Source organism: Brevundimonas sp. RM1, from assembly GCF_052907225.1.
The window spans coordinates 1-19,128 of the sequence record NZ_JBRERY010000019.1 but is presented as its reverse complement, the minus strand read 5'-3'; the positions used below and the strand labels follow the sequence as shown (position 1 = coordinate 19,128).

The window sequence follows — 19,128 nt, the reverse complement described above, 5'->3', positions numbered from 1 at the left end:
GGTTAGGCAGCCTTCTTCTGGGCCGCACCGCCCATCAGCATGGACAGGATCAGGCCCAGCGTCGTCGGCAGGTCGCCGCGCGACACCACCTTGTCCACCATGCCCTTATCCTTGAGGTATTCGGCGCGCTGGAAGCCCGGCGGCAGTTTCTCGCGGATGGTCGTCTCGATCACGCGCGGACCGGCGAAGCCGATCAGGGCGCCCGGCTCGGCCAGGTGAACGTCGCCCAGCATGGCGTAGGAGGCCGTGACCCCGCCCGTGGTCGGGTCGGTCAACACCACGACGTAGGGCAGCTTGGCCGCCTTCACTTCCTGAACGGCCAGGGTGGTGCGGGCCATCTGCATCAGGCTGAGGGCGCCTTCCTGCATCCGCGCCCCGCCGGCGGCGGTGTAGCAGACCAGGGGAACGTTGCGCTTCACCGCTTCACGCGCGGCGGCGATGAAGGCCTCGCCCGCCGCCATGCCCAGCGAACCGCCCATGAAGGTGAAGTCCTGCACGATGACCACGGCGGGGGCGCCGCCGATGCGGCCGTAGCCGATGGCCATGGTGTCCTTGCGGCCCGCCGCCTTGCGCGCCGCCGACAGACGGTCGCGATAAGGCTTGCCGTCCGAGAACTTCAGCGGGTCTTCCGGCACGTCCGGCGTGTCGATGCTCTCGAACAGGCCGTCGTCGAAGGTGGCCTTCAGGCGCGTCGGCGCATTGATCCGCATGTGACGGCCCGACGGCGTGACCCACAGGGCCGCTTCCAGGTCCGAGCGGAACAGCATCTCGCCCGTGTCGGGATCCTTGACCCACAGATTGTCCGGGGTGTCGCGCGGGCTGACGATCTTGCGCACGCCGGGCGCGAAACGCGACAGCCAGCCGCCGCGAGCCTTGTTCTCGGGATTTTTATCGACCATGGGCGGGGCCTTTAAACGGTTTCCGTCACGGAAGCACTAGTTCTCGCCGTCTTCACAGCATCGGCTAGGGCCTTCACCTTGGCCAGAACGCGGGGAACGGCGGGTTCGTTCGCCTCGAGGGCGGCGGCCACCTCATCAACGAAGACGGAGCCGGCGACCACGGCGTCGGCGACGCGGGCGATCTCGGCGGCGCGTTCCGGCGTCTTCACGCCGAAGCCGACAGCGACAGGCAGGTTCGCCGCGCGGCGCACGCGCTCGACGGCGGGCGCCACATCGGCGGCCACAGCCTCCTTCACCCCCGTCACCCCGGCGACCGAGACGTAGTAGACGAAGCCCGAGGTGCCCTCGGCGATGACCTTCAACCGCTCGTCGTCGGACGTCGGCGTGGCCAGGCGGATCAGCGACAGATCGGCGGCCTTCAGCGCGGCCAGCAGGGGCGCCGCCTCTTCCGGCGGGCAGTCGACGACGATGATTCCGTCCACCCCGGCCCCGGCCGCATCGCGGGCGAAGACCTCATAGCCGTAGGATTCCACCGGGTTCAGATAGCCCATCAGGATCAACGGCGTGTCCTGATCGCCCTTGCGGAAGTCAGCGACCAGATCGAGCGTGCCGCGCAGGGTCATCCCCGCCTTCAGCCCGCGCAGGGCGGCGCGCTGGATCGGCGGCCCCTCGGCCATGGGGTCGGAGAAGGCCAGACCCAGTTCGATCAGATCGGCGCCGGCGGCGGGCAGGCCTTTCAGAATTTCCAGCGCCTCGTCCCGGCTGGGATCGCCGGTCATGACATAGGGAACGAAGCCGGCCCGGCCCTCGGCCTTCAGCTTGGCGAAGCGGGCGTCGATGCGTGCGGTCGTCACTGCGCCGAACCTCCCGAAGGCGTTGTCGGAGCGGCGGGCGTCGCCGTGCAGACATCGCCCGGAATGACGGCGAAGCCCAGATAGCCCGGCGCGGTCGCCTCAGCGGGCTTGGTCTCGTCATAGAAGGCGACCATCTGCAGGCCGTCGCAGCCGCCGCCGTCGCGGCGACGCACGAAGATGACGCGGTTGTCGTCGCCGTCGGCCGCCAGCCAGTTCAGCGTGGCCAGATGCTCCGTATAGGCGTCGGCCAGGGCGCCGATCTGATCCAGTTGCGCCGTCACGCAGAAGGCAGGACTACGCAGCAGGCCGCCGCAATCGGCCGCCTCCGTCGCCGGCGGCAAGACCGGCATTCCCGTGGCCGCCGGGCCGGGCGGAATGGTCGGCGCGGTCTGCACGGGCGCCTGGCCAGAAGTCGTCTGGGGCGCCGGCGCCGCCGTGTTCTGCGCCAGGGTCAGGGTCGGTGAAACAGCCGCCGCGAGGGCGGCGATCAGCAGGGTCTTCATCATCACAGCTCCACGCCCAGGTGCTGGGCCACGGTGTTGATATCCTTGTCGCCCCGGCCCGACAGGACGATCACCAGATCGCCGTCCTTGCCGATCTGCTTGGCGACCTCGCCCGCGCGCGCCAGGGCGTGCGAGGCTTCCAGCGCCGGGATGATGCCTTCCAGCTTGCAGAGCTGCTGGAAGGCCTCCAGCGCCTCGTCGTCGGTGCTGGACAGATACTCCGCCCGGCCCAGATCGTGCAGCCAGGCGTGCTCCGGCCCGATGCCCGGATAGTCGAGGCCCGCCGAGATGGAGTGACCCTCCAGAATCTGACCGTCGGCATCCTGAAGCAGATAGGTGCGGTTGCCGTGCAGCACGCCCGAGCGCCCGCCCTTCAGGCTGGCGGCGTGGGCGGGGGTGTCCAGGCCGTGGCCCGCCGCTTCCACCCCGATCAGGCGCACGCCCTCATCGGCGATGAAGGGGTGCATGGCGCCGATGGCGTTCGATCCGCCGCCGATGCAGGCCATGACGGCGTCGGGCAGGCGGCCGATCTGGCGCTGGCTCTGAGCCTTGATCTCCTTGCCGATCACCGACTGGAAGTCGCGCACCATGGCCGGATAGGGGGCCGGGCCCGCCGCCGTGCCGATGATGTAGTAGGTGTCGGCGACATTGGTGACCCAGTCGCGCATCGCCTCGTTCATGGCGTCCTTCAGCGTCGCCGCACCGGCCGTCACCGGGTTCAGCTCGGCGCCCAGCAGCTTCATGCGGAAGACGTTCGGCTGCTGCCGGGCCACGTCGACGGCGCCCATGTAGACGGTGCAGGGCAGGCCGAAGCGGGCGCAGACGGTGGCCGAGGCGACCCCATGCTGGCCGGCGCCGGTCTCGGCGATGATGCGCGTCTTGCCCATGCGACGGGCCAGCAGGATCTGGCCCATGCAGTTGTTGATCTTGTGCGCGCCCGTGTGGTTCAGGTCTTCGCGCTTCAGCCAGATCTTGGCGCCGCCGAAATGCTCGGTCAGCCGCTCGGCGAAATAGAGCGGGCTGGCGCGGCCGACGTAATGCTCCAGATAGCCGTCGAGTTCGGTCTGGAAGCTGGGATCCGCCTTGGCCGCCGCATAGGCCGCCTCCAGCTCGTGGATCAGCGGCATCAGGGTCTCGGACACGAAACGACCGCCATAGGGGCCGAAACGGCCCTCGGCGTCAGGCCAGGCGTAGGAGTTCGACAGGGGGGCGTTCACGATATCCGGCACACGAAAATCTTCAGGGAGGAAGGCGACGAAATCAGGACCGCGATGCGGCGTCCAGAAAAGCTTTGATCAGGGTGCGGTCCTTAACACCCGGCGCGCTTTCGACGCCAGAGGACACATCGACCATCGGCGCCCCTGAAATCCGCACAGCCTCGGAAACATTTTGCGAATCCAGCCCGCCCGCGAGGAACCAGTTTGCGAGAAGCGCCCGGTTCTGCATCAGCCTCCAGTCGAACGAGGCTCCCACCCCGCCGGGCAGATCGGCGCCCTTGGGCGGCCTGGCGTCGAACAGCAGATGATCGGCGACGCCGGTCCAGTCGGCGACGCTCGCGAAGTCCGCCTCGTCCTCGATCGGCAGGGCCTTGATGATCCCCGCTCCCGTCAGCCGTCGGGCTTCGCTCGAGCGCTGCGGCGTTTCATGGCCGTGCAACTGAATGAAGTCGGGCCGCAGTATCAGGGCGACCTCGCTCAACAAGGCGTCGTCGGGATCGACCAGGACGGCCACGATCTTAGCTTTTCCTCGCGCCCGGTCGAACAGGGTGGCGGCGTGCAGCGGCGGGATGTGGCGCGGGCTCTTGGGAAACACTACCGCTCCCACAAAGGCCGCCCCGCCCTGAAGCGCCGCATCCAGCGTATCCGGCGTCGTCAGGCCGCAGATCTTGGTCAGTGTCATGAGACAGGCAGGTGCGCGAGCATGAGGAAGAGGTCAAGCACGCCCTTCTTCTCCCCGCTCGCCCCGGCGGATGCCGGGGCCCAGCTCTTTGGCTGCAAGCGCAGCGTATGAGGTTCTCACGGGATCCCAGCCTCCGCCGGGATGAGCGGAGTTTAAGAGACGAAGATCGAAGCGATCTCGTCCTCGCTCAGCAGCCGCCACTCGCCCGGCGCCAGATCATCGGGCAGCACCAGCCCGCCCAGCCGCTCGCGGTGCAGGGCCTCGACGTGGTTGCCCGCCGCCGCGAACATCCGACGCACCTGATGATAGCGCCCTTCCGTCACCGTCAGCAGGGCCTCGGTCGGCGACACGACCTCCAGCCCGGCGGGCGCCAGCGGCTTGTCCTCGCCCTCCAGCACCAGTTCGCCCGAGGCGAACAGCGCCCCTTCCGTCCCGTTCAGCGGTCGCGCCAGCGTCGCACGATAGACCTTGGCCACATGACGCTTGGGCGAAATCACCCGGTGCAGCAGATCGCCGTCGTCGGTCAGCAGCAGCAGGCCGCTCGTCTGCTTGTCCAGCCGCCCGATGGTCGAGATCGCCGGATCGCGCCGACGCCAGCGGTCGGGCAGGACGTCATAGACCAGCGCCCCGTCCTCCTTGTGCGAACAGGTCATGCCCAGCGGCTTGTTCAAAAGGATGACCAGACCGGCCACCGGGTCCAGCGGCTCGCCGTCGATCTCCATCCGGACCGGCAGGTCGGGCGTCACCGGAATGCGCTTCGACACATCGGTCAGATCGGCGCCATCCAGCACGATGCCGCCCGCCTTGCCCAGCCGCGCCATCTCGGCCCGCGAGCCGTAGCCCATGGAGCCCAGCAGCTTGTCCACGCGGGACGTCGGAATCTTCTTGCTCATGCCCTGGCGCCCTTCGGGCTGCTTGAGGGCGGGATCACTTCACCGCCTCGAAAACCTTGTAGCCGCCCTGATCGACCACCATCCGCACGCGCTTGAAGGCGGCGTCCAGTTCGGCCTCATAGGGCAGGTGGCGGTTGGCGACGATCCAGGCGGTTCCGCCCTTCTTCAGCATCTCGGCCGCCTTGCGGATGAAGGCCTGCCCCAGCCGCCGGTCCTCGTCTCCGCCGTCATGGAAGGGCGGATTGCTGACGATGAAGTTCAGATCGCCTGCCCCCTCCAGCGTCCGCACGTCAGCCCAGTCGAAGCCGGCCCGCGCGTCGTCGACATTGCGCTTCGCCGCCTCGACCGCGCGCCGGTCGACATCAATCAGCCGCAGGGCCGTCACGGCCGACGACCGCAACACCACCGTCGACAGCGCCCCGAAGCCGCAACCCAGATCGGCGCCCGCCCCCTTCAGCGGCGGCAGCACCTGCGCCAGCAGCGCCGTGCCCGGATCGATCCGGTCCCAGGCGAAGACGCCCGGCTGCGACCAGGCCTCCAGCCCCGGAACCACGCGCGGCGCGCCCGCCTCGATCGCCGCGTCCAGCCCCTCGGCCGCCTCGGGTCGGACGACGATGCAGCGGCGATGGTGCGCCTTGGCCGTTTCGGCGACCTCAAGGCCGAAGGCCTTCAGCTCCTTGCCCAGACGCGAGCCGCCCTTGTCCTTGGGCGCCATGACGTCCAACCGACCGCCGGGCTTCAGCGCCTTCAGCGCCAGCGCCAGCGTATAGCGCCGCTCGACCGCGCCGGGCGGGGCGTACAGCATCACCCCGTCAGCCGATCCGGGCGCAACCGTCTCCAACGCCGTCGAGCCGGGGATCAGGGGCGAGGTCTGCGTCGCCGTCGAGGGCGGATCGAACACCGCGGGCGGGCGGCCGTAGAGAAGCATGGTCATGCGCTGCCTATAGTCCTTTCTCCCACAAACGGTGAAGGGTTCGCGGGTGACACCCCCGGCCGAATACGGCACAACGGCCGCCATGTTGGACTTCCCCCCGCCCGCTGACTTCTCGCCCACCCTGGACGAGGCGCGGACCCTGCTGGAGCGCGTGTGGGGCCATGCCGATTTTCGAGGGCTTCAGGCCTCGGTGATCGAGGAAGTCCTGGCCGGACGCGACGTGCTGGCCGTGCTGCCGACCGGCGGGGGCAAGAGCGTCTGCTATCAGGTGCCCGCCATCCTGCGCGAGGGCGTGGGTCTGGTCGTCTCGCCGCTGATCGCCCTGATGACCGATCAGGTCGAGGCGCTGAAACAACAGGGCGTGGCCGCCGCCCGGCTGGATTCCGGCCTGACGATGGACGAGCGTTCCGCCGTCTGGCGCGCGGCGCGATCGGGCGAACTGGACCTGCTGTATGTCTCGCCGGAAGGACTGGCGTCGGGGTCCATGCTGGAGCGTCTGGCCGAACTGCCCATCAGCCTGATCGCCATCGACGAGGCGCACTGCGTCAGTCAGTGGGGCCACGATTTCCGCCCCGACTATCGCACGCTGGGTCGTCTGGCCGAGATCTTCCCGCGCACACCCCGCATCGCGGTTACGGCCACCGCCGACGCCCGCACGCGCGACGACATTCTGGCCTCGCTGAAGCTGGGCGAGGCCCGCGTCTTCGTCGACAGCTTCGCCCGACCGAACCTGCAACTGACCGCCGAGCGCAAGGTCAACGGCTCACGCGCCCGCACCGACGCGCGCGTGGTCGAACTGGTGCGCGAACGGCGCGGCCGTTCAGGCGTGGTCTATTGCGGCAGCCGCGACGGATGCGAGCGGGTGGCCGACGCCCTGCGCGACGCCGGGACCAACGCCATCGCCTATCACGCCGGCTTCGACGCCCGCGAACGCGACCGGCGGCTGGAGCGCTTCCTGGCCGAGGACGGCGCCGTCATGGTCGCCACCATCGCCTTCGGCATGGGGGTGGACAAGCCGGACGTGCGCTTCGTCATCCACGCCGATCCGCCCGGGAGCCTTGAGGCCTACTGGCAGGAGATCGGCCGCGCCGGGCGCGACGGCGAGCCGGCCGAAGGGATCACCCTTTACGGCCCGTCGGACATCGCCTGGTCCCTGCGCCGTCTCGACAGCCGCCCGATGGCCGAGGAGGTCAAGCAGGTCCAGACCCGCAAGGTGCGCCAGCTGTTCGCTATGCTGGACGGCGCGACATGTCGCCCGCAGTCGGTGCGCCGCTATTTCGGCGAGCAGGACGCCGAGCCCTGCGGTGTCTGCGACATCTGCGGCGACCCGCCCGCCACCTTCGACGCCCTGGTCCCGGCGCAGAAGGCCCTGGCGGCGGTGCATCGTCTGGGCGAGCGCTTCGGCCGCACGCGCGTCATCGACCACCTGACCGGCCGGACCAAGGACGTCCAGCCGTGGGAGGCGGGACTGTCCACCTGGGGCGTCGGGGCCGATCTGTCGCTCATCGGCTGGCGCGACGTCATCGACCATCTGATGTTCGAGGGTCTGCTGGTCGAGGATCCCAACGACGGCAAGCCCATCATCCGCCTGGGTGATCCGCAGGCGGTGCGCGCCGTCTATCGCGGCGAATGGGTGGTGCGGGTCAAGGAGCCGCCGACGCGCGCCGTGGCCGAGGAGAGGCCGCGCCGCAACGCCGGACGCAATCTGGCGGTCGAGGGGCTGGACGCCGATGTGCGCGCCCGCTTCGAGGCCCTGCGCGCCTGGCGCCGCGAGCGCGCCATCGAACAGCGCGTGCCGCCCTATGTCATCTTCCAGGACAAGACCCTGGTCGAGATCGCCCTGCAGGAGCCGCGCGGGCTGGATCAACTGGCCGTCATTCCCGGCGTCGGCGCGGGCAAGCTGGACCGCTACGGCCCGGCTGTGCTGGAGGCGTTGGAAGCCGTCGCCTGACGGTTTCCATGACCAAAGCGTAACTGGCGCATCGCCGTCTCGCCTGTCACCCCTTTCGCCGAGAGCGAGGAGAGGGGATGCTCATGAAGCGGATGTTGGCGGCGGGCGTCGCCTGCCTGGCGATGGCGGGCGCGGTTCAGGCGCAGGAGACCCCGAACGCGGCGCCCGGACCGATGGAGCAGCCGCGCGACTGGTCCGCGACCCTGATTCAGGACGCCACCGGCCTGCACTCTGTCATGATCGACAGCCATCCGGGCGTGCATGATCCGCTCAATCCCGGTTTCCGCGCCCGCCTGGATCAGGGACTGGCGACCGCGCTGGAGCGGGCGAAGACCACTACGGACCGGGGCGGCTGGTGGTGGGCGATGCGCGCCTATGTCGCCAGCTTCGAGGACGGCCACGTCCAGATCGGCCTGACCCAGAGGGATTTCGGCTTCCCGACCCGGTGGCCCGGCTTCCTGACCGTCTATCGCGGCGCCGATCAGGTGGTGGCCGACCGCGATGAGAGCGACGCCGCCGCCCCGCCGCTGGGCGCCCGGCTGATCGACTGCGACGGGGTGGACGCCGCGACCCTGGCCGAACAGCGCATCGGCCAGTTCCGCGGCCGCTGGTTCCTGGAGGCGATCAAGACCCGCTTCGGCGACTGGATGTTCCTGAGCGCGGAAAATCCGTGGCAGACCGAGATGAAGACCTGCCGGTTCGAAACGGGCGGCGCGCCCCGAACCTACGCACTCGACTGGCGCGCGACGCCCGATGATCTGAGCGATCGCCGCGCCCGGCTGTCGTCAGGCGCCCGGCCCGACTTCGCCCTGAAGCATTTCGACGACGGCGGCTTCTGGATCTCGACCCCCACCTTCAACGGCGATCCCGCCAGCGAGGCCCACGCCGAACTGACCGCCCTGATCGCCGACATGAAGGCCAAGCAGGACGCCCTGCGCGCCGCCCCCTATGTGGTGCTGGACCTGCGCGGCAACGGCGGCGGCTCCTCGCACTGGAGCCAGCTGATGGCCCAGGTTCTGTGGGGCGACGACTGGATGGCCGCCCATCCCGAACCGGCGATCGAGGGCGTCGACTGGCGCGCCTCGGACGGCAACATCGCCGAAATCTCCGCCTTCCTCGACAAGCTGCGCGCCACGAACGGCCAGGCCGAGCTGATCGCCTGGGCCGAGGACGCCGTCAACGGCATGAAGGCGGCGAAGGCCGCCGGCCAGGTCTATTGGCGCAGCGCCGATGACGACGCGCCGAAGGACGCCGCCCCGCCGCCGCCCGCGCCGCAACTGATGAAGGGCCGGGTCTATGTCCTGACCGATTCCAGCTGCGGTTCCGCCTGCCTGGACGCCGTCGATCTGTGGAAGACCGTCGGCGCCGTTCAGGTAGGGCGCGAGACCTCGGCCGACACCGTCTACATGGAGATCCGCGAGCCGACTCTGCCCAGCGGCCTGGCCGAGATCGCCGTGCCGATGAAGGTCTATCGCGGCCGCGCGCGCGGCAACAACGAGCCGCAGCGGCCCCAGTACGTCATCGAGGGCGACATGGGCGACGACGCGGCCCTGCTGACGGCGATCCGTCGGCTTCAGCCGGACTGAAGTCTCAGCGCAGGAAGCGTTCGACCGCCTGCTGGAACTGACGGGGGCGGTCGATCATGACCATGTGCTCGGCCCCCTCGATCCGTTCGAAGGCGGCCGGTCGCGGCAGGGAGCGGTAGCCGGCGCGGAACAGGCCGTCGACATGGCTGCGCGGGCTGCGGTCGTCGGGGCTCCAGCCGTAGACGACAGTGACCGGCGCCTCGATCAGCGGCAGGCGCGCGCGCAGGTCGGTGGTCATCACCTCATACAGGCCCTGGGCCAGGACGCGGCGGTCCCCGCCCTGCCAGCCCAGGCCGCCCAGAACATTGTCGGCCGCGCCGCCCAGCTCCAGCCCCATGGAAGAGGCCTGGGTCCGCAGGGCCTGATCCCCCAGCAGCATCAGCCCCTGATAGGCGATGCGGGCCAGCGGCTCGACGTCGGCGGCGGTCGAGCCGGGGCTGATCAGCGACGGAAAGAAGGGCGAGGCGTCCACCACCATGACCTTGCCGATGCGGTCGCCCGCGTCGGCCGCGACCCGCAGCGCCACCTGGCCGCCCATGGAGTGGCCGATCAGAGCCGGTCGTCGCAGCCCCTGTTCCTCGATGTAGCGACGGATCTCGGCGGACGTCGGCGCGCCGACCAGCCCCTCGGCGTTGCCGCCGGGCGCCGTCTCGCCGAAGCCGCGCACCGTCACCAGATGCACGCGGTAACGCCCTTCCAGCGCCGCCGCCGTGCGCGCCCAGACCGCCGAGGTCGAGGCCAGGCCGGGGATCAGCACCACGTCCGGCCCGTGGCCCTTCGTCTCGACCAGGATGCGCGAGGACTGGAACGGCGCCGCGGCGGGCGCAGCCGCCGGGCTCGCGGCCTGTACGGAGGCGGCCCCGACCGAGACGCTCATCAGGGCGCCGGCCGCAACAGCGGGAACAAGGGCGAAACGGAGCGAATGGCGCATCACGTCAGCCTGCCCCGCGATAACGGCGAAACCTCGACCAGAGCGGGCGCACGGCTGGGCCATTGTGTTTTTTCTCCAACAGGAGTGAACTCGGTTCCTTCCTGGGGAGGATGCTATGAAACCAATCGTCATCGCCATAGCCGCCGTCGCCGCTCTGGCCGCTTCACCCGCCCTGGCCGAAAGCTGGCACGTCGTCTCGCGCAGTTCGGCCACGGTCTTCATGCTGGACGTGGATTCCATCACCGAGGGGGACGGCGCACGCACGGCCCTGCTGGCGCGCGTGCCGGCGTCGGGCGCGACCGACGACCTGTCCTATTCCGCCGGCCAGATCAGCATCCGCTGCAGCGCCAACCAGTCCAAGCCGGGAGTGGAGGTTCTCTACGGCCCGGACGGCGCGGAGCAGGAGCGCATCGACGACGGCTACGACTTCGACGCCATCGCCAAGAACTCGCTGGATTCCTACATCAAGGACATGCTCTGCGACGGCCAGCGCAGCACGACCATCTACCCGTCCATCCGCGCCTTCATCGAGGCGGGACGGCCGCGCTAAAGCGGCGGCGCAAGGCGCCCCGCCCCTTGCCGGAGCGGGGTGCGGCGTCTATCGGCTCGCCTAGGGGCGCACGCCCCTGGTTCGGGCGGCTCTTGTTCACCCTCAGCGCCTGAGGCGACGCCCAGGCGGCCGAACCTGTAGTGTAAACAGTCAGAGTCGCCGCCTTGCCCAACCCGACGTCCGCCGTGGCCACCCCGTCCTGCGTTTCTGAACCTTCGCTCGATCCGCAGAGCCTGGAGCGTCTGCGCGCGCTGTTGAACGCCAACGCCGACGCCATGGTGGCCGCCTTCTATCAGGTGCTGCTCAACGACCCGGACGCCCAGACCTTCCTGCATCACTCCATCGTCCAGGAGCGTCTCAGCCCGTCCCTGCGTCGATGGCTGATCGACCTGTTCGCCCCGGATCTGGACACCCGCGACGCCGCCTTCATCGCCCGCCAGACCAAGATCGGCGAGGTCCACGCCCGCATCAAGATTCCGATGCATCTGGTCATGGCCGGCGCCGCCGTGCTGAAGGCCCGGCTGGCGGACGACCTGGCCGGCGACGCGGCGGCCTTCGGCCTGCTGCGGCTGGCCGGCCAGCGCATCGACCACGCCCTGCGCCTGATGAGCCAGTCCTATGAGAAGGGCGCCAGCAACCGCGCGCGTCTGGACGAAGCCTACCGTCTCTTCTCCCTGGATCAGGACATCCATTTCGAGCGCGAAAGTCAGCGCGCGAGCCTGATGGAGTGGAGCCAGAAGACCCTGTTCCGCATCCTGGCTTCGGGCGGCGTCGACGGGGCGGGCGCCCTGGGCGCCTCGCCGTTCGGCCTGTGGATTCGGCACCGGGCCGACTTCCTGTTCGACGGCTCGCCCCATCTGACGCGGCTGAACGCGACCATGGAGCGGATCGATACGGAGCTGTTGCCGCGCTTCACCCCCGATGCGGCCCCGGCCGACCTGGCCGCGCCGCTGAAGGCGCTGGAGGCCGCCGTCGAGGAGGTCGCCTTCCTGCTGAACGAGATGTTCCAGGGGCTGGCGGGCATGGAGGGCGGCCGCGACCCGCTGACCCGCGCCCTGAACCGGCGCTTCCTGTCGTCGATCCTGAGCCGTGAGATCGGCTTCGCCAACGCCAACCACACCCCCCTGTCGGTGCTGCTGCTGGACGTGGACCACTTCAAGCGGATCAACGACACGCACGGCCATCCGGTCGGCGACGAGGTGCTGCGCCAGGTGGCCGAGGCCGTGACCGAGAACGTGCGGCCCAGCGACTTCGTCTTCCGCTACGGCGGCGAGGAGTTCCTGGTGGTCCTGGTCGAAACCAGCCTGCACCAGGCCGCGACCATCGCCGAACGGATGCGCCTGGCCCTGGCGGCCAAGCCGATCGCGGCGGCGGGCCTGCCCCCCTTCAGCATCACGGCCTCGATCGGCGTCGCCGCCCACCGGGGCCACCCGGACGAGAACTATCTGATCAAGGCGGCCGACGACGCCCTCTACCGCGCCAAGCAGAACGGCCGAAACCGGGTCGAACAGGACCGCCGCGGCGCCTGACGGCGCCGCACGCAGTCCCCGCGATCAGGCGTCGACGGCGGCGTCCAGGGCGTTGTCCTGGATGAACTCGCGGCGCGGCTCGACCACGTCGCCCATCAGCTTGGCGAACAGGTCGTCGGCGTCGTCGCCATGCTCCACCTTCACCTGCAGCAGGGTGCGGGCGTTGGCGTCCAGGGTGGTCTCCCACAGCTGTTCCGGGTTCATCTCGCCCAGGCCCTTGTAGCGCTGGATGGCGATGCCCTTCTTGCCTGCGTCCAGCACCGCCGCCAGCAGGTCCAGCGGGCCGCGGATGGTCGTGGTCTTGTCCTTGCGGCGATAGACGGCCGGGGCCGAGAACAGGCCGTCGAAGGCGGCGGCGCGTTCGGCCAGACGGCGGGCGTCCAGCGAGCGGCCCAGCACCTCGTCCAGCACGATGGTCTCGCTGACGGCGCGGCGTACGCGGTTGAACGCCACCCCGCCCTGGGCGGCCAGTTCGCCGCTCCACGGGCCGTCGCCTTCCTCGGCGTAGAGGTTCAGCCGTTCGGCCGCACGCGCGGCGCGGTCGGCCAGCTCGCCGGCGTTCTCGCTGAACAGGCCGGCCAGGGCGCCCTGTTCGATGGCGAAGGCCGGAGCCCGCGTCGCCAGCCGGTCGACCAGCGCCTTGAAGCCCTTGGCCTCGCGCACCAGCTCCTGCAGGTCTCGTCCGGCGCGCACCTCGCCCGAGGCCAGCTCCAGCGCGGCCTCGGCGCTGCCTTCCTCAATCAGATAGGCGTCCATCTCCGCCTGGTCTTTGACGTAGCGGTGCTGCTTGCCCTTGGAGACCTTATAGAGCGGCGGCTGGGCGATGTAGACGTGGCCGCGTTCGATCAGTTCCGGCATCTGACGATAGAAGAAGGTCAGCAGCAGGGTGCGGATGTGGGCGCCGTCGACGTCGGCGTCGGCCATCAGGATGATCTTGTGATAGCGCAGCTTGTCGGCGTTGAAGTCGTCGCGGCCGATGCCGGTGCCCAGCGCCAGGATCAAGGTGCCGATCAGGTCCGACGACAGCATCCGGTCAAAGCGCGCGCGCTCGACGTTCAGGATCTTGCCGCGCAGGGGCAGGACGGCCTGGTTCTCGCGGTTGCGCGCCTGCTTGGCCGAGCCGCCGGCGGAATCGCCCTCGACGATGAACAGTTCGGACTTGGCCGGATCGCGTTCCTGACAGTCGGCCAGCTTGCCGGGCAGGCTGGAGATTTCCAGCGCCGACTTGCGCCGCGTCAGGTCGCGCGCCTTGCGGGCGGCTTCGCGAGCGGACGCCGCCTCGATGATCTTGGATACGATCATCTTGGCTTCGACGGGATGCTCCTCGAACCAGGTCGCCAGACCTTCCGAGCACAGGCTTTCGACCGCCGGGCGCACCTCGGACGAGACCAGCTTGTCCTTGGTCTGGGAGCTGAACTTGGGGTCCGGCACCTTGACCGACAGGACGCAGGTCAGGCCTTCGCGGGCGTCCTCGCCGGTCGGCGCGACCTTCTCCTTCTTGGCCAGGCCCGAGCTCTCGATATAGCTGCCCATGACGCGGGTCAGCGAGGCGCGGAAGGCCGACAGGTGGGTGCCCCCATCCCGCTGCGGGATGTTGTTGGTGAAGCACAGCATGGTCTCGTGGTAGCTGTCGTTCCACCACAGGGCCAGGTCCAGCTCGATGCCGTCCTTCTGGCCGCGAATGACGATGACGTCCTTCAGGATCGGGGTCTTGGACTTGTCGAGGTGGCGCACGAAGGCTTCGACGCCGCCCTCATAGTGCAGCATGATCTCGATCGGCTCAGCGCCGCGATGATCCGACAGCTTGATGACCACGCCCGAGTTCAGGAAGGCCAGCTCGCGCAGGCGGTGCTCCAGCGTCTTCAGGTCGAAATCGATGTGGCTGAAGGTCGTGACCGAGGGGAAGAAGGTGACCTCGGTGCCGGTCAGCAGACGGCCCTTGTCCTCACGCATCGGCGCGTCGCCGACGACGGCCAGCGAGCGCACGGTCTCGCCGCGCTCGAAGCGGACGCTGTGCTTCTTGCCGTCGCGATAGATGACCAGCTCCAGCCAGTCGGACAGGGCGTTGACCACGGACACGCCCACGCCGTGCAGGCCGCCGGACACCTTGTAGGAGTTCTGATCGAACTTACCGCCGGCGTGCAGCTGGGTCATGATGACCTCGGCGGCGGAAATGCCTTCCTCGGCGTGGATGGCGGTCGGGATGCCCCGCCCGTTGTCGGTCACAGTGACCGAACCGTCCTCGTTCAGGGTGACCGTCACCAGGTCGGCGTGGCCGGCCAGGGCCTCGTCGATGGCGTTGTCCACCACCTCATAGACCATGTGGTGCAGGCCCGAGCCGTCGTCCGTGTCGCCGATATACATGCCGGGGCGCTTGCGCACCGCGTCCAGGCCTTTGAGAACCTTGATGGAATCGGCGCCGTACTCAGGCGAGGGAGCAGTCTGTTCGGTCATGAAAACGTCGGCTCAGGGTCCGTGGACGGACAGGGAAGAGGCGGCCCTTCGACCGCCCGTCTCAGGGGCGCAAATCAGCGCGCCCCGAAGTCCTCGATATATAGGAAATTCGACGGGAAAAGCGAGCCTTTAAGCCCTAGACGGACAGCCCGCCGCCTTCCACCGCCACGAACTGCGCGCGCCCCTCCAGCGCCGCGAACAGCGGGCGCTCGGTGCCCGTCATGAAGGCCTGCAGCTTCAGCGCCTCGATCTCGTCGAACAGGGCGGCGCGGCGGGCTTCGTCCAGATGGGCGGGCGCCTCGTCCAGCAGCAAGACGGGCTGCGCGGGCTGATCCGCCAGACGCGCCACCTGGGCCAGGATCAGGTTCAGCACCAGGGCCTTCTGCTCGCCGGACGACCCCTCAGCGGCGGGGCGGTTCTTCTCGCGGTGCAGGGCCGTCAGGTCCGAGCGGTGCGGCCCGAACAGGCTGCGTCCCGCCGCCGCGTCTCGGGCGCGGGCGCGCATCAGGCCCTCGCCCAGCGCCTCGACGATGTCGGCCTCGTCCGCGCCCGCCGCCGCCATCTCCTCGGCCGGACCGGCCAGGCCCAGATCGGCCTGCGGGAAGGGGCGGTCGGCGCGAGCGTCGATCCCGGCCTGAAGCGCCTTCAGCGCCCCAGCGCGCGCCATAGCCGCCCGCGCCCCGCTCTCGGCCAGTCGGGCCTCCAGCGCGTCCAGCCACAGAGGATCGGCCGGGCGCGTCTCATCGGTCAGCAGCCGCAACCGCTCGCGCAGGGCCTTTTCATAGGTGGAGACGACAGCCGCATGGTCGGGATGGGCGGCGAAAACCAACCGGTCGAAGAACCGCAGCCGCTCGGCCCGCGCGTCCGAGAACAGCCGGTCCTGCTCGGGCGTGGCCCAGACCGGGCGCAGATGGTCCAGCAGCCGCCCCGGCGGCGCCGTCTCGCCGTCGATGCGCACGATGCGCCGCGCCGACGGCCCCATGGTCTGGACGCCGGTGCCCAGGCGGACCTCGTCGCCGTCCGAGGCTTGCAGCGTCGCCGCCACGGCCCACGGCCGCCCGACCGCCTCGCCCGGCTCGCGCCGCCCCATCTCGGCCGCCGTCGCCCCGCGCAGCCCCTTGCCGGGGGTCAGCAGGCTGACGGCTTCCAGAAGGTTGGTCTTGCCCGCCCCGTTCGGCCCATGCAGCACCACCGTCCCGCCGGAGACCGGCAGGGTCGCGCTCGCATAGGAGCGGAAGTCGGTGAGGGCGAGGGAGGCGATCATCGAGCAGGCAAAGCTTTCGGGGAACTAAGCCAGGCCTGCAGATCTGCCAGCCAAAACGGGCCAAAGAGGGAATCTCGATAGATCAGCACCAGACGCTCAAAGCGCCGATCAGGCGCTCGTCGCGTTCGACACACGACAAGGACAAAAGGCGAGAACAGCCAATTTTCCTCAAAAGCGAGAACTTCTGATCGCGGGATACGTCGCGCGCGACCCAGCACAGGCCGAAAAACAAGCCCGTCAGAACCAAGACAAATGCGCTTGGGCCTCACCAACCCCATGACGTTGAAGACGCCGACTAGTCCGAGACCGACAGAACTCAGCAGCCCGATCGCCAGCGAGGTTGACGCCAAGAACCACGCGAGGACGAAGCTGCCGATCAGGCACAAGAACGCGCCGAGCGCATAGCTGACCCGAGAGACCTCAAGTGCCGAAAGACTGACTTCGCCCTCTGGTATCTTGATCAAACCCGCAGCGGCATCAGCACGTACTGCACGCCCACGTCCGCCGGGTCGAGGACCAGCGTCGGGCTGGCCGGGTCGGCGAACTTGAAGTGGGCCGTCTCGCCGGTGATCTGGCCGGCGACGTCCAGCAGGTAGCGGGCGTTGAAGCCGATCTCGAACGGTTCGTCGGAATAGCCGATCTCGACCTCTTCCTCGGCCTGACCGGCCTCCATGTTGCGGACGGTCAGCTTCACCCGGTCGTTGTCGAAGGCCAGCTTCACCGAGCGGCTCTTCTCCGCCGAGATGGTGGCCACGCGGTCGACGGCCTTGGCGAACAGGCTGTTGTCGATGTCGGCCTGCTTGTCGTTGCCCTTGGGAATGACGCGCAGATAGTCGGGGAAGGCGCCGTCGATGACCTTGGAGGTCAGGCTGGCCTCGCCGAACTCGAAGCGGATCTTCTGGGCCGAGACCTGGACCTCGACCGGGCCTGCGCCGTCGTCCAGCAGGCGGCGGACCTGATCCACCGTCTTGCGCGGCACGATGACGCCGGGGCCGCCCGCCGCGCCCTCCGGCGCCGGGGTCTCGGCCAGGGCCAGGCGGTGGCCGTCGGTGGCCACGGCGCGCAGCAGCGGAATGCCGCCGTCGGCCACGGTGTGCAGATACAGGCCGTTCAGATAGTAGCGCGTCTCTTCGGTCGAGACGGCGAAGCGCGTCTTGTCGATCAGGCGGGCCAGGTCTTCCTTGGGCAGGGTGTAGCGCGCGCCCGAAGCCTCGGTCGACATGACCGGGAAGTCGCCCGCCGGCAGCACCGGCAGGTTGAAGCGCGACCGCCCCGCCGCCACCACCAGACGCGGATCATCGCCCGAATAGGTCAGCGACACCTCGGCGCCGTCCGGCAGCTTGCGCACGATTTCATACAGGGTGTGGGCCGGGGCCGTGATCTGGCCCTCGACGTTCACCTGGGCCTCGGCCTCGTCGACCATCTCCATGTCCAGGTCGGTGGCGGCGAACGACAGGCGGTCGCGCCCGGCGCTCAGCAGCACGTTGGACAGGATCGGAATGGTGTTGCGACGCTCGACCACGCTCTGGACGTGCCCCAGGGCCCGAAGAAGCGCGGATCGTTCGATGGTCAGCTGCATTTGGTCTCGCCCGGTCGCGACCCCGCCGAAGCAGCGTCGCCGTAAATATGGGCAGGAACACTAGCGCATTGAGCGCGGGGGGCAACGGGCAGAGGCGCTTGCCCCCGATTTCCACAGGCTAGGCGCCCCTGAAATCCGCTCATCCCAGTCTTCGCCAGGATGAGCGGAGGGGAGAGCTTACCCGCGCAGTTTGCGCGCCGCTTTCCTTTTACCCGCGCAGTTTGCGCGTCAGGGCCTCGACGTCGCGGGCGATCTGGTCGTCCTTGGGCATCAGCTCCTCGATCTTGCGGACCCCGTGCAGGACGGTGGTGTGGTCGCGCCCGCCGAAGCGGCGGCCGATGTCGGGATAGGAGCGGGTCGTATGCTGCTTGCACAGATACATGGCGACCTGACGCGGGCGGGCGATGGCGCGGGTGCGGCGCTCGCTCAGCAGGTCGGCCTGCTTGAGGTTGAAGTGCTCGGCCACCGTCTTCTGGATCTCGTCCACGGTGATGCGGCGCTCGGGGCCCGTGCGCAGGGCGGCGCCCAGCAGGGACTGGACCTCGTCCACCGTCAGGGCCGACAGGCGGCTTCCGGCGACGGCGGCCAGGGTGTTCACGGCGCCTTCCAGCTCGCGCATCGAGCCGGGGGTGCGGTCGATCAGATGCTCCAGCACGTCGGCGCGGGCCTCGCCCGTGACGACGCCCAGCTGGGCCAGGGCGTTCAGGCGCGACTGGGCCACGGCGACCTTGAGGTCGCGGTCCGCCGCCTCGACCGGGCAGGTCAGGCCCGCCGCCAGGTGGCTGCGCAGGCGCGGCTCGACGTCGGTCAGGGCCATGGGCGCGCGGTCGGCCGACAGGACGATGCGCTTGCCGTCCTCGATCAGGGCCGTGAGGGTGTTCAGCAGCTCTTCCTGGGTGCTCGTCTTGCCGCCGACGAACTGGACGTCGTCCAGCAGCAGCATGTCGGCCGAGCGCAGGCTTTCCTTGAAGGCGGCGGTCGAGCGGTCCTGCATGGCGCGCACGAAGGTCGACAGGAAGCGTTCGGCGGTCAGATAGACCACCTTGGCGTCCGGGCGCAGGCGCTGGGCCTCCCAGGCGATGGCGTTCAGCAGGTGCGTCTTGCCGTAGCCGTAGGGGCCGCAGAAGAAGACGGGGTTGAAGTGGCCGTCGGCCCAGGTCGCCACCTGCTTGGCGATGGCCAGGGCGAAGGCGTTGCCGTGGCCCTCGACGAAGCTGTCGAAGGTCAGACGCTCCTGCAGGCCCGCGGCGCGCACGGCGCGGGCGCCGTCGGTCGCCGCGGCGAAGGCGGGCGCGGGGGCGG

At 69.3% G+C, this 19,128-nt stretch carries 17 protein-coding genes; 4 read left to right on the top strand and 13 right to left on the bottom strand.

The window, feature by feature from the left end; translation table 11 throughout:
- Nucleotides 1–2: 2 nt before the first annotated feature.
- The 7 genes from ACU5AP_RS13600 to ACU5AP_RS13570 form a co-directional block, all read right to left on the bottom strand.
- The gene (locus ACU5AP_RS13600) at nucleotides 3–899 is read right to left on the bottom strand and encodes an acetyl-CoA carboxylase carboxyltransferase subunit beta (RefSeq protein ID WP_003166388.1); all 897 of its coding nucleotides are present in this window, start codon (nucleotides 897–899) and stop codon (nucleotides 3–5) included.
- 11 nt (nucleotides 900–910) lie between these two features.
- Complete coding sequence (trpA, locus tag ACU5AP_RS13595) at nucleotides 911–1,753, bottom strand: tryptophan synthase subunit alpha (RefSeq protein ID WP_128719084.1); 843 nt, start codon at nucleotides 1,751–1,753, stop codon at nucleotides 911–913.
- Nucleotides 1,750–2,259: a hypothetical protein gene (locus ACU5AP_RS13590; protein ID WP_040346344.1), complete on the bottom strand. Its 510-nt coding sequence runs from the start codon at nucleotides 2,257–2,259 to the stop codon at nucleotides 1,750–1,752. Before ACU5AP_RS13590 ends, trpA begins: the two co-directional genes overlap by 4 nt.
- Nucleotides 2,259–3,473: a tryptophan synthase subunit beta gene (gene trpB, locus ACU5AP_RS13585; protein WP_164918046.1), complete on the bottom strand. Its 1,215-nt coding sequence runs from the start codon at nucleotides 3,471–3,473 to the stop codon at nucleotides 2,259–2,261. The genes ACU5AP_RS13590 and trpB overlap by 1 nt, the downstream gene beginning before the upstream one ends.
- 43 nt (nucleotides 3,474–3,516) lie before the next feature.
- Nucleotides 3,517–4,155, bottom strand: a complete 639-nt coding sequence (locus ACU5AP_RS13580; RefSeq protein WP_128719086.1) for a phosphoribosylanthranilate isomerase — start codon at nucleotides 4,153–4,155, stop codon at nucleotides 3,517–3,519.
- Between the two features lie 152 nt (nucleotides 4,156–4,307).
- Entirely contained in the window at nucleotides 4,308–5,048 is a 741-nt protein-coding gene (locus ACU5AP_RS13575) for a 16S rRNA pseudouridine(516) synthase (protein WP_128719087.1), read from the bottom strand.
- Nucleotides 5,049–5,082: 34 nt separating this feature from the next.
- Nucleotides 5,083–5,982, bottom strand: coding sequence for a class I SAM-dependent methyltransferase (locus ACU5AP_RS13570; protein ID WP_128719088.1), 900 nt, complete (start codon nucleotides 5,980–5,982; stop codon nucleotides 5,083–5,085).
- A gap of 82 nt (nucleotides 5,983–6,064) precedes the next feature.
- Here ACU5AP_RS13570 and recQ point away from each other — a divergent pair, with 82 nt between their 5' ends.
- Both recQ and ACU5AP_RS13560 read left to right on the top strand, forming a co-directional pair.
- On the top strand, nucleotides 6,065–7,933 hold the full coding sequence (recQ, locus tag ACU5AP_RS13565; protein WP_128720680.1) for a DNA helicase RecQ: 1,869 nt from the start codon (nucleotides 6,065–6,067) through the stop codon (nucleotides 7,931–7,933).
- Nucleotides 7,934–8,016: 83 nt separating this feature from the next.
- The gene (locus ACU5AP_RS13560; RefSeq protein WP_446681367.1) at nucleotides 8,017–9,519 is read left to right on the top strand and encodes a S41 family peptidase; all 1,503 of its coding nucleotides are present in this window, start codon (nucleotides 8,017–8,019) and stop codon (nucleotides 9,517–9,519) included.
- 4 nt (nucleotides 9,520–9,523) lie between these two features.
- On the opposite strand, the gene ACU5AP_RS13555 is transcribed toward ACU5AP_RS13560, so the two are convergent.
- Nucleotides 9,524–10,450: an alpha/beta fold hydrolase gene (locus ACU5AP_RS13555; RefSeq protein ID WP_088412010.1), complete on the bottom strand. Its 927-nt coding sequence runs from the start codon at nucleotides 10,448–10,450 to the stop codon at nucleotides 9,524–9,526.
- Between the two features lie 115 nt (nucleotides 10,451–10,565).
- Between ACU5AP_RS13555 and ACU5AP_RS13550 the strand changes: the two genes are divergently transcribed.
- Nucleotides 10,566–11,000, top strand: coding sequence for a hypothetical protein (locus tag ACU5AP_RS13550; RefSeq protein WP_003166397.1), 435 nt, complete (start codon nucleotides 10,566–10,568; stop codon nucleotides 10,998–11,000).
- A gap of 164 nt (nucleotides 11,001–11,164) precedes the next feature.
- Complete coding sequence (locus ACU5AP_RS13545; protein WP_128719090.1) at nucleotides 11,165–12,529, top strand: diguanylate cyclase; 1,365 nt, start codon at nucleotides 11,165–11,167, stop codon at nucleotides 12,527–12,529.
- A gap of 24 nt (nucleotides 12,530–12,553) precedes the next feature.
- Here the strand turns inward: ACU5AP_RS13545 and gyrB are convergent, their stop codons facing one another.
- From gyrB to dnaA, 5 genes are all read right to left on the bottom strand, one after another.
- Nucleotides 12,554–14,983 carry a DNA topoisomerase (ATP-hydrolyzing) subunit B gene (gene gyrB, locus ACU5AP_RS13540; RefSeq protein WP_076223041.1) on the bottom strand — a complete coding sequence of 810 codons (2,430 nt, stop codon included), beginning with the start codon at nucleotides 14,981–14,983 and terminating at the stop codon, nucleotides 12,554–12,556.
- Nucleotides 14,984–15,119: 136 nt separating this feature from the next.
- Nucleotides 15,120–16,247: a DNA replication/repair protein RecF gene (gene recF, locus ACU5AP_RS13535; RefSeq protein ID WP_128719091.1), complete on the bottom strand. Its 1,128-nt coding sequence runs from the start codon at nucleotides 16,245–16,247 to the stop codon at nucleotides 15,120–15,122.
- A complete protein-coding gene (locus ACU5AP_RS13530; RefSeq protein WP_128719092.1) occupies nucleotides 16,244–16,711 on the bottom strand; it encodes a hypothetical protein in 468 nt (155 codons plus the stop codon). The genes recF and ACU5AP_RS13530 overlap by 4 nt, the downstream gene beginning before the upstream one ends.
- A complete protein-coding gene (gene dnaN / locus ACU5AP_RS13525) occupies nucleotides 16,708–17,826 on the bottom strand; it encodes a DNA polymerase III subunit beta (RefSeq protein ID WP_003166402.1) in 1,119 nt (372 codons plus the stop codon). The genes ACU5AP_RS13530 and dnaN overlap by 4 nt, the downstream gene beginning before the upstream one ends.
- A 208-nt stretch (nucleotides 17,827–18,034) precedes the next feature.
- On the bottom strand, nucleotides 18,035–19,128 hold a 1,094-nt coding region (gene dnaA, locus ACU5AP_RS13520; protein ID WP_446681366.1), incomplete at its 5' end, for a chromosomal replication initiator protein DnaA.